The organism is Capnocytophaga sp. HP1101, from assembly GCF_054772415.1.
The window spans coordinates 22,718-31,385 of record NZ_BPUU01000023.1 but is presented as its reverse complement, the minus strand read 5'-3'; the positions used below and the strand labels follow the sequence as shown (position 1 = coordinate 31,385).

At 43.4% G+C, this 8,668-nt stretch carries 5 protein-coding genes; all 5 read left to right on the top strand.

What is annotated here, in order from left to right; all coding sequences use genetic code 11:
• The first annotated feature begins 1,038 nt into the window (after positions 1–1,038).
• A complete protein-coding gene (locus tag RCZ04_RS11760; protein WP_460486233.1) occupies positions 1,039–2,805 on the top strand; it encodes an ABC transporter ATP-binding protein in 1,767 nt (588 codons plus the stop codon).
• Positions 2,806–2,833: 28 nt separating this feature from the next.
• Entirely contained in the window at positions 2,834–5,236 is a 2,403-nt protein-coding gene (locus RCZ04_RS11755) for an FtsK/SpoIIIE family DNA translocase (protein WP_460486232.1), read from the top strand.
• A 114-nt stretch (positions 5,237–5,350) separates the two neighbouring features.
• Complete coding sequence (locus RCZ04_RS11750) at positions 5,351–6,124, top strand: head GIN domain-containing protein (RefSeq protein WP_460486231.1); 774 nt, start codon at positions 5,351–5,353, stop codon at positions 6,122–6,124.
• Positions 6,124–7,317 (top strand): aspartate aminotransferase family protein, encoded by a 1,194-nt coding sequence (locus RCZ04_RS11745; protein ID WP_460486230.1) that lies wholly within the window; start codon positions 6,124–6,126, stop codon positions 7,315–7,317. The genes RCZ04_RS11750 and RCZ04_RS11745 overlap by 1 nt, the downstream gene beginning before the upstream one ends.
• A gap of 167 nt (positions 7,318–7,484) precedes the next feature.
• On the top strand, positions 7,485–8,657 hold the full coding sequence (pncB, locus tag RCZ04_RS11740) for a nicotinate phosphoribosyltransferase (protein ID WP_460486229.1): 1,173 nt from the start codon (positions 7,485–7,487) through the stop codon (positions 8,655–8,657).
• The last annotated feature ends 11 nt before the right edge of the window (positions 8,658–8,668 follow it).

The following is an 8,668-nucleotide window of genomic DNA, read 5'->3' as shown; positions in this document are numbered from 1 at the left end:
AATACCGATAATGCCAATAATGAACTTTGACAAGGTGTGTGGGAGTCGGATTTTTCGGATAAGTCAGATTTTTCTGGAAATTCTGAGGTGCGAGGTCGTAGCACGACAGACAGTAAAGGTTTTGCGGATATCAGAAGATATCGGAGAAATTCGGAAGAGGTTTTTTAGGTAAAAGGTAAAAGATGAGCTGTAAGAAGGGTATGGTTAGCTTATACAAAGCTTATAGGAAGCTTATACGAATCTTGGACGATTGTTATACAAAGGGCGTATAAGTAATTGATTAATACTGTAATACAACAATGCCAATAATGCCGAAAATAGGGTTTCGAGGCGAAAGAAAGCGAAGAGGCAATAGGCGTTAGACCATAGGCATTAGGAGGAGATGCGGTGGAAACCTCCCCCTATTCACATACTCTGCTCTCGCAGACTTCCTCCAAAGGGGGAACTGTAGAGACGGCAAAAGAGGAAGAAACATCCCCCTATTCACATACTCTGCTCTCGCAGACTTCCTTCAAAGGGGGAGATGCGATGGAAAAGTGAAAGAAACTTTCCTCCCTAGTTCTCTTACTCTGCTATCGCGGACAACCTCCGAAGGTGGGTGTGGTGATGGGAAAAAAGGTGGAGACCTCCCCCTAACCCCCTCCAAAGGGGGAACTGTAGAGACGGGAAAATGATAGAAAAACTGTTTCTTATTCAACTTTGCCAAAGTTTCAGACTTTGGCAAAGTATTGTGACGCACAGGAAACTTTCTCTTTATTCACTTACTCGGCTTTTGTGGACAACCTTGAAAGGGGATGTGTGGTGATGAGAAAAATAATAAAAACATCCCCCCTGCCCCCCTTCAAAGGGGGAGTGTGATGAGGGAAAGAGGAAGAAACATCCCCCTAGCCCCCTTCAAAGGGGGAGTGTGGTGAGGGAAAGATGAAGGCAACTTATCCCTTAACTCCGTTGGTGAGGGGGAATGTGGCGGTGATAAATATTGGCAGTTTATTGTTAATTGGTAATTGTTTTGTATTTTTGCAACCTTAAAGGAAAACAATGTCAGAAAAAACATCTCGCACTAAGCATACTTTTCGTCAGCTGTCGCGCTTTGTAAAACCTTACCGTGGGGTATTTATAGCAGTAGCGTTCTTTGCTGTACTATCATCTATTTTCTCTACGGCGCAACCGTATTTGATAAAAGTGGCAATTGACGATTATATCACTCCTAAAAACTATGAGGGGCTATTGCGCATTACTTATATTTTAATAGCCTTGCTTTGCGCTGAGGTGCTGATGCAATTCTTGTTTTCGTATTACTCTAACTGGCTGGGACAGACTGTTATTCGCGATGTACGTGAGAAGCTTTTCGCTCATTTGTTGCGTTTTAAGATGCGGTACTTTGACAAATCGTCTATCGGGGTATTGGTAACACGCGCGGTGAATGATATGGAGCGGATAGGCGAAATTTTCAGTTCGGGACTTTTTGAGATGGCGAGCGATATGCTGAAAATGCTTGTTATCACGATAGTAATGTTTGTGATTGATTGGAAGTTGGCGCTTATTAGCTATGCGACGATGCCTCTTATTCTGTACTTCACGCGTTGGTTTCAGCGCTCGATGAACGCTGCCTTTGTGGAGGTACGTCACGAAGTAGCCAATCTCAACGCTTTTGTACAGGAACGCATTTCGGGTATTAAAGTTGTGCAACTTTTTGCGCAGGAGCGGGAGGAATTGGAGAATTTCAAAAAGATAAACGAGAAACACAAACAGGCGTGGCTGAAAACGATATGGTATAACTCTATTTTCTTTCCGATAGGCGACTTGTGTGTATCGATTACTATTGCACTGATTGTGTGGTTTGGCGGGCGACAAATTGTGGGAAATGACGTATATGATTTAGGAAATATTTTTCTGTTTATACAGCTATCACAGCAGTTGTTTCGCCCTATTAGGCATATTGCTGATAAGTTCAACACTTTGCAGATGGGTATTATCGCGTCTGACCGTGTGTTTGCGATTTTGGAGACTGAAGACGATACTGAAACCGAAGGGAAGAAAGAACTGAAGGAGGTAAAAGGAGCTATCAGGTTTGAAGATGTTCATTTTGAATACGTAGCAGGGGAAGAGATATTGCACGGCATCAGTTTTGAGGTGCAAGAAGGGGAAACGATTGCGATTGTGGGGGCGACGGGTGCTGGAAAGACTACGATTACGAACCTGCTGAACCGTTTTTACGACCTGACTTCGGGGGCGATTTATATAGACGAGGTGAACATTGAGGAGTATACACTCAGTTCGTTACGTGAGCACATTGCCACTGTGTTGCAAGATGTATTCCTCTTTGCTGATAGTATTTACAACAATATCACTCTAAAAAATCCTGCGATTAGTGAAGAAGAAGTGATTGCAGCGGCTAAGAGCATAGGCGTTCACGATTTCTTGATGAGTTTGCCAGGTAACTATCAGTACAACGTGAAAGAACGCGGTACTATGCTTTCGGCAGGGCAACGCCAGCTGATAGCTTTTTTACGCGCTTATGTGCACAAGCCACAAATACTTATTTTGGACGAGGCTACCTCGTCGGTCGATTCACATTCGGAACAGCTCATACAAGAGGCGACTGATAAGATGACGGAAGGACGCACTTCGATTATCATTGCGCACCGCCTTACTACGGTGAAGAAGGCAGATAAAATTATCGTGCTTGACAAAGGGAATATTGTGGAAGTAGGCACTCACGATGAGTTGTTGCAAATAGAGAACGGCTATTACCGCAATTTGTATGAGGTGCAGTTTTTGGAAGAAGTGAAAGAAACAAATTAAATTTAATTGAAAAAACGCTTAACTATAAATGGCTAAAAAGAAACAACCACAGGAAACGCAGAAAAAGAAGAAAGATACTAATAAACCCCAACAGCGCAAATTGGCTTTTGGTGTATTTTTAGTACTGCTATCGCTATATTTAGTATTTACCTTTTCGTCATTCTTCTTTTCGTGGCAGGCAGACCAAAGTGTGTGGGCAGACCTGAGCAATCGTGAAGAACTTGCGGACAACATAGGCAGTAAGATAGGGGCTTATTTGGGGCATTTGTTTGTGTACAAAGGTTTTGGGTTAGCAGTTATCTTTCCTGTTTGGCTGTTATTTCTTTCGGGAATGAAGCTTGTTTTTAATATGAAAAAGCCTTTGCTAAACCGGTGGTTCTGGGGTATTTTGTTAATGGTGTTCACCTCTACAGCCTTAGGTTTCTTGGAAGGGAAAGCTACTATATTAGCAGGAGTTTCGGGTTATGAATTGAATCATTTTCTGCAAGACTATTTGGGCAAATTAGGCACTATACTGCTTTTATTGCTTTTTGCATCATTCTATGCTATTTTAAAACTGAACCTCACTACTGAAAAAGTTAAGGTTCTTTTCCAAAATACATTCTCTAAACTGAAACGCGAAGCAGCAGCAGAAGAGTTCGATGAAGAGAAAAACAGCTTTGAATCTGCGGAAGAAGAGCAAAACCCTATAGAGTTTACTACTGATGAAGGTGAAATGGACTTTATCATTCCGCAAGGCGAAAACGAAAAGTTAGACCCTTTCACTCATAAGAAAGAAATTCCGCGACTTGACGGACAAGAAGGAGGTTTAGAAATCACTAATATTCCTGAAGAGGAACAACCTGATTTTACGGTAACGCCTACTCAGCCAACAGAGGCAATAGACCCTGAGACTTTGGCTAAGCAATTGGTAGAGAACTATGGAGAATACGACCCAACATTAGAACTTAGTGATTATCGCTTTCCTACGCTTGACCTTTTGGACGACCCCAAAGACAGCGGTATTGTTATCAACCAAGAAGAATTGGAGGAAAACAAGAATACAATCGTACAAACGCTGAACGACTATAAAATTAAGATAGAGAAGATAAAGGCGACGATAGGACCTACGGTTACTCTTTACGAGATTGTACCCGAAGCAGGGACACGTATTGCAAAAATCAAGAACTTAGAGGACGATATTGCGCTTTCGTTGGCAGCACTGGGTATCCGTATTATTGCGCCAATACCAGGGAAGGGTACGATAGGGATAGAAGTGCCTAACAAGAAGCCTACAATGGTGTATATGCGCACGATGATTACGGCACCGAAGTTCCAACACGCTGAAATGGAATTGCCTATTGCCTTTGGGAAAACCATTAGCAACGAAACTTTTGTAGCCGACCTTACCAAGATGCCGCATTTACTGATGGCGGGGGCAACCGGACAAGGGAAGTCGGTGGGGATAAACGTAGTGCTCAGTTCGCTACTTTACAAGAAGCACCCAGCCGAAGTGAAGTTTGTGTTAGTAGACCCTAAGAAGGTAGAGCTATCAATATTTGAAACGATTGAGCGACACTTCCTTGCCAAGCTACCTGACAGCGAAGAGGCGATTATCACCGACAACAAGAAGGTAGTGAACACGCTGAACTCGCTTTGTATTGAGATGGACAACCGTTACGAACTGTTGAAAAACGCCCAAGTGCGCAACATCAAAGAGTACAACGCTAAGTTTAAAGCGCGACAGCTCAACCCTAACGAAGGACATCGTTTCTTGCCGTACATAGTGTTAGTAGTAGATGAGTTTGCTGACCTGATAATGACGGCAGGTAAAGAGGTAGAGCTTCCTATAGCACGATTGGCACAGCTTGCCCGCGCTATTGGTATTCACCTTATTATTGCGACCCAACGACCCTCGACCAACGTAATTACGGGTATCATTAAAGCTAACTTCCCGACGCGTATTGCCTTTAAGGTAAGTTCTAAAATCGACTCAAAAATCATCTTGGACGGTTCAGGAGCAGAACAGCTTATCGGTAGAGGAGATATGCTTTACTCACAAGGCAACGAGCCCGTGCGCATACAGTGTGCCTTTGTGGATACTCCTGAAATCAAACATATCACTGAGTTCATTGGGGCACAACGCGCTTACCCCGATGCGTATTTACTGCCTGAGTACGTAGGACCTGATGGTGAAAGTGTAGATTTAGACTTTGACCCCTCAGAGCGTGACCCTATGTTCCGCGAGGCTGCCGAAGTAGTGGTGAATGCTCAACAGGGTTCGGCTTCGCTCTTGCAACGCAAACTGAAATTGGGTTACAACCGCGCAGGTCGTCTCATCGACCAGTTAGAACACGCGGGCGTTGTAGGTCCGTTTGAAGGTAGTAAAGCAAGACAAGTGCTGATTCAAGACATTGTGAGCTTGGATAGACTTTTAGGAGGAAGTGAATAGTGAAGAGGAAGACCCCTACCCCCGAAGGGGGGAAATCCGTAGATAGAAACGAATTAGAATTTTGCAGGTAGGGATTATTAGCGATGAAAAGTAGATAATTAATAAGAAGTAGCAATGAAGAATATTATTTTATCAATAGGATTAGTGCTTACAACGGTTGTGCTAAGTGCTCAGAATGTATTTCAAGCGTCGGGAGAGAGAAGTATCCGGAAAATTGCTGTGCAGAAATATACTAAAATAGACATTGATAATAGGTGGGACATTACCTTAGTAAATGAGAAAAACGACCATATTTACATAGATGCCGACGATGCAATTCACCCTATTATCAAAACTACTGTTCAAGAAGGAACTTTACGTGTGAGCTTAGAAACGCCTAACGGTGTGAACTTCGTACAAACGGGAGGTATTAAATTGAAAATTCCGGTTAAAGGGACAAGCGAATTGAATATGAAGAGCGGGAAACTTCGCACAGAAGCACCTATTAAGATGCCTTCGTATAAAATGCACTTAGACTTCCTCTCCGAGATTCATTTAAATTTGAATATAGACAACTTGGATTTAAAAATAGGCAGTTGTAAGGAAGGGAACTTACAACTGAATTGCCGGAACCTTACTTTTGAAGCGGGGTCACTTGACAAATTGCCTATTAGTGGGAAGGTAGAAAATCTCACTTTTGTTTCTAATAGTATTATTCAATTACAAACCTACGACTTGACTATCCAAAATGCTATCTTTAATACCTCAGGTATTGTAAAGGCAAAATTGAGAATCAACGGGGCTATACAGGGAAAACCTACTGGCATTTTTGAGCTTTATTACAAAGGTAATGCTACTAACGAAATAGCACCCCACACAATGATTAAGATTATTAAAGAAAAAGAATAATGAATCAACAACAAGATTTTCTCAAATATCAAGCACCAACATCACCTTATCCGAGATTGCTTGAGGTAGAACGTGCCGAGGGTAGTTATATCTACACTACCGACAGCAAGCGTTATTTAGACTTTGTAGCAGGTGTATCGGCTTGCACTTTGGGGCACTGTCACCCTGCGGTGGTGAAAGCTATCCAAGAGCAGTGTGCTACTTATATGCACGTAATGGTCTACGGTGAGTATGTACAAAAACCGGCAGTAGACTTCTGCAAACTCCTCGCTGAACAACTGCCCCCAGAACTCAACACTACCTACTTGGTAAACTCGGGCACGGAAGCTATTGAGGGCTCGGTGAAATTAGCCAAACGCGCTACGGGCAGAACCCAACTTATAGCAGCTAAGAACGCCTATCACGGCAACACCCAAGGCTCAATGAGTTTAATGGGCTATGAGGAACGCAAGCGCGCTTACCGCCCGCTGATTCCCGATGTAGATTTTATAGAGTTCAACAACGAAGAAGATATCCTAAAAATCACCGAACGTACCGCAGGAGTAGTATTGGAAAGTATACAAGGGGGTGCGGGTTTTATCGAACCCCAAAACGATTATCTCATCAAGGTAAAAAGGCGCTGTGAAGAAGTGGGGGCACTACTCATCATCGACGAGATACAACCAGGATTTGGACGTACGGGCAAGCTCTTTGGTTTCCAAAACTACGGCATCACGCCTGATATTATTGCTATAGGTAAGGGTATGGCAAGCGGAATGCCAGTAGGCGCTTTTGTATCGTCGTACGAGCGTATGCAACTCTTAGCACACAGTCCTAAGATGGGGCATATCACTACCTTTGGGGGCAACCCTGTGATTGCAGCGGCTTCGTTGGCGACCCTCAACCAACTCCTTACGACTAACCTAATGGAAGATACCTTGCGCAAAGAAAAACTCTTCCGCCAGTACCTGCAACACCCCCTCATTGAGAGTGTGAACGGTAAAGGACTGATGCTCGCCGTAATAGTGAAGTCTGCTGAAATAGCTGATTTTGTAATCAACTACTGTCAGGATAGAGGGCTTATTGTCTATTGGCTACTGTTTGAACACCGCGCGGTACGTCTTTCGCCACCACTCACCCTTACAGAAGAAGAAATCAAAGAAGGTTGTGAGATAATCATTGAGGCACTGAATAAAGTAGAGAAGTCATTCTAAATGATTACTATCTACATTTAATTTCTTTTTAATCGAAGCTAAAGCGAAGGATAAGTAGAATAGAGATAGTGGCAATAGTTTATAATTGCAATTTATTTGTTATCTTTGCCCAGAATAAGCTTTTTGAACTTGCTAATTATTCATTGTAAATTATTAATTGAAAATATATGACTCCAATCCTACATTCGTTATTGGACAACGACTTTTATAAATTCACTATGCAGTGTGGTGTAGTGCAGTTGTTCCCGAAGAACAAAGGGCGTTATACCTTTATCAACCGTGGCAAGCACGAATTTCCTGAAGGCTTTGCAGATGCCTTGCGCGAACAGGTGAACCATATGGCTAAACTGAAGCTCACCAAAGCCGAAAAGCAGTTCTTGCGCGAGAACTGCCCCTATTTGAGTCCGCTGTACTTAGACTTTTTAGAGGGGTATCGCTACGACCCCGCCGAAGTGCATATTGAGCAAAACGGCACTGATTTACAAGTAACAGTGGAAGGTTATTGGTATCGCACGATTCTTTGGGAAGTACCCCTATTATCGGTGATTAGTGAACTGTTCTACAAGCTCACCAATGCCACTGCGTGGACAGATGCACAGGTGATTGAGAATACCCGTGAGAAGGAGCAGTTTTACAAAGATTTAGGAGTAGTATTTGCTGAGTTTGGTACCCGCAGGCGTCATTCGTACCACGTGCACGACATAGTAATGCGCACTTTAGTAGAGGGGTACAACCACACTTTCATAGGCTCCAGCAATGTGCATTTTGCGATGAAGTATGGAGTAAAAACCATAGGTACGCACGCACACGAGTGGTTTATGTTCCACGCCGCCGAATACAGCTACAAAATGGCCAACGCACTCTCTCTTGAACACTGGGTAGATGTGTACCGCGGCGACCTTGGGGTAGCGCTTTCCGATACCTATACTACTGATGTGTTCTTCAAACAGTTCGACAAGAAGTTTAGCAAACTCTTTGACGGCGTGCGTCACGACAGTGGCGACCCTATCGTTTTTGCCGAAAAGACGATTGCACACTACAAAAAAATGGGCATCAATCCGCTTTCTAAGTACATCATTTTCTCAGACGGACTCAATCCTGAGAAGGTACAGGCGATTACCGAGGCTTGCAAAGGCAAGATAGGCATTTCGTTCGGGATAGGCACCAACCTCACCAACGATGTAGGCTTGCGTCCGATGAACATAGTGATGAAACTCACCGAAGTGCTCACCAGCGACAATGAGTGGGTACCTACTGTTAAACTTTCGGACGAGCCCAACAAGCACACCGGTGATAAACGAATGATTGAACTCGCCAAAGGAATATTAGCAATTGAATAGGCCTTAGGTCT

What these genes read in the sequence shown, in the direction of transcription:
- pncB (WP_460486229.1), top strand. Translation starts at nt 7,485, where the DNA reads ATGACTCCAATCCTACATTCGTTATTGGACAACGACTTTTATAAATTC.
- RCZ04_RS11745 (WP_460486230.1), top strand. Translation starts at nt 6,124, where the DNA reads ATGAATCAACAACAAGATTTTCTCAAATATCAAGCACCAACATCACCT.
- RCZ04_RS11755 (WP_460486232.1), top strand. Translation starts at nt 2,834, where the DNA reads ATGGCTAAAAAGAAACAACCACAGGAAACGCAGAAAAAGAAGAAAGAT.
- RCZ04_RS11750 (WP_460486231.1), top strand. Translation starts at nt 5,351, where the DNA reads ATGAAGAATATTATTTTATCAATAGGATTAGTGCTTACAACGGTTGTG.
- RCZ04_RS11760 (WP_460486233.1), top strand. Translation starts at nt 1,039, where the DNA reads ATGTCAGAAAAAACATCTCGCACTAAGCATACTTTTCGTCAGCTGTCG.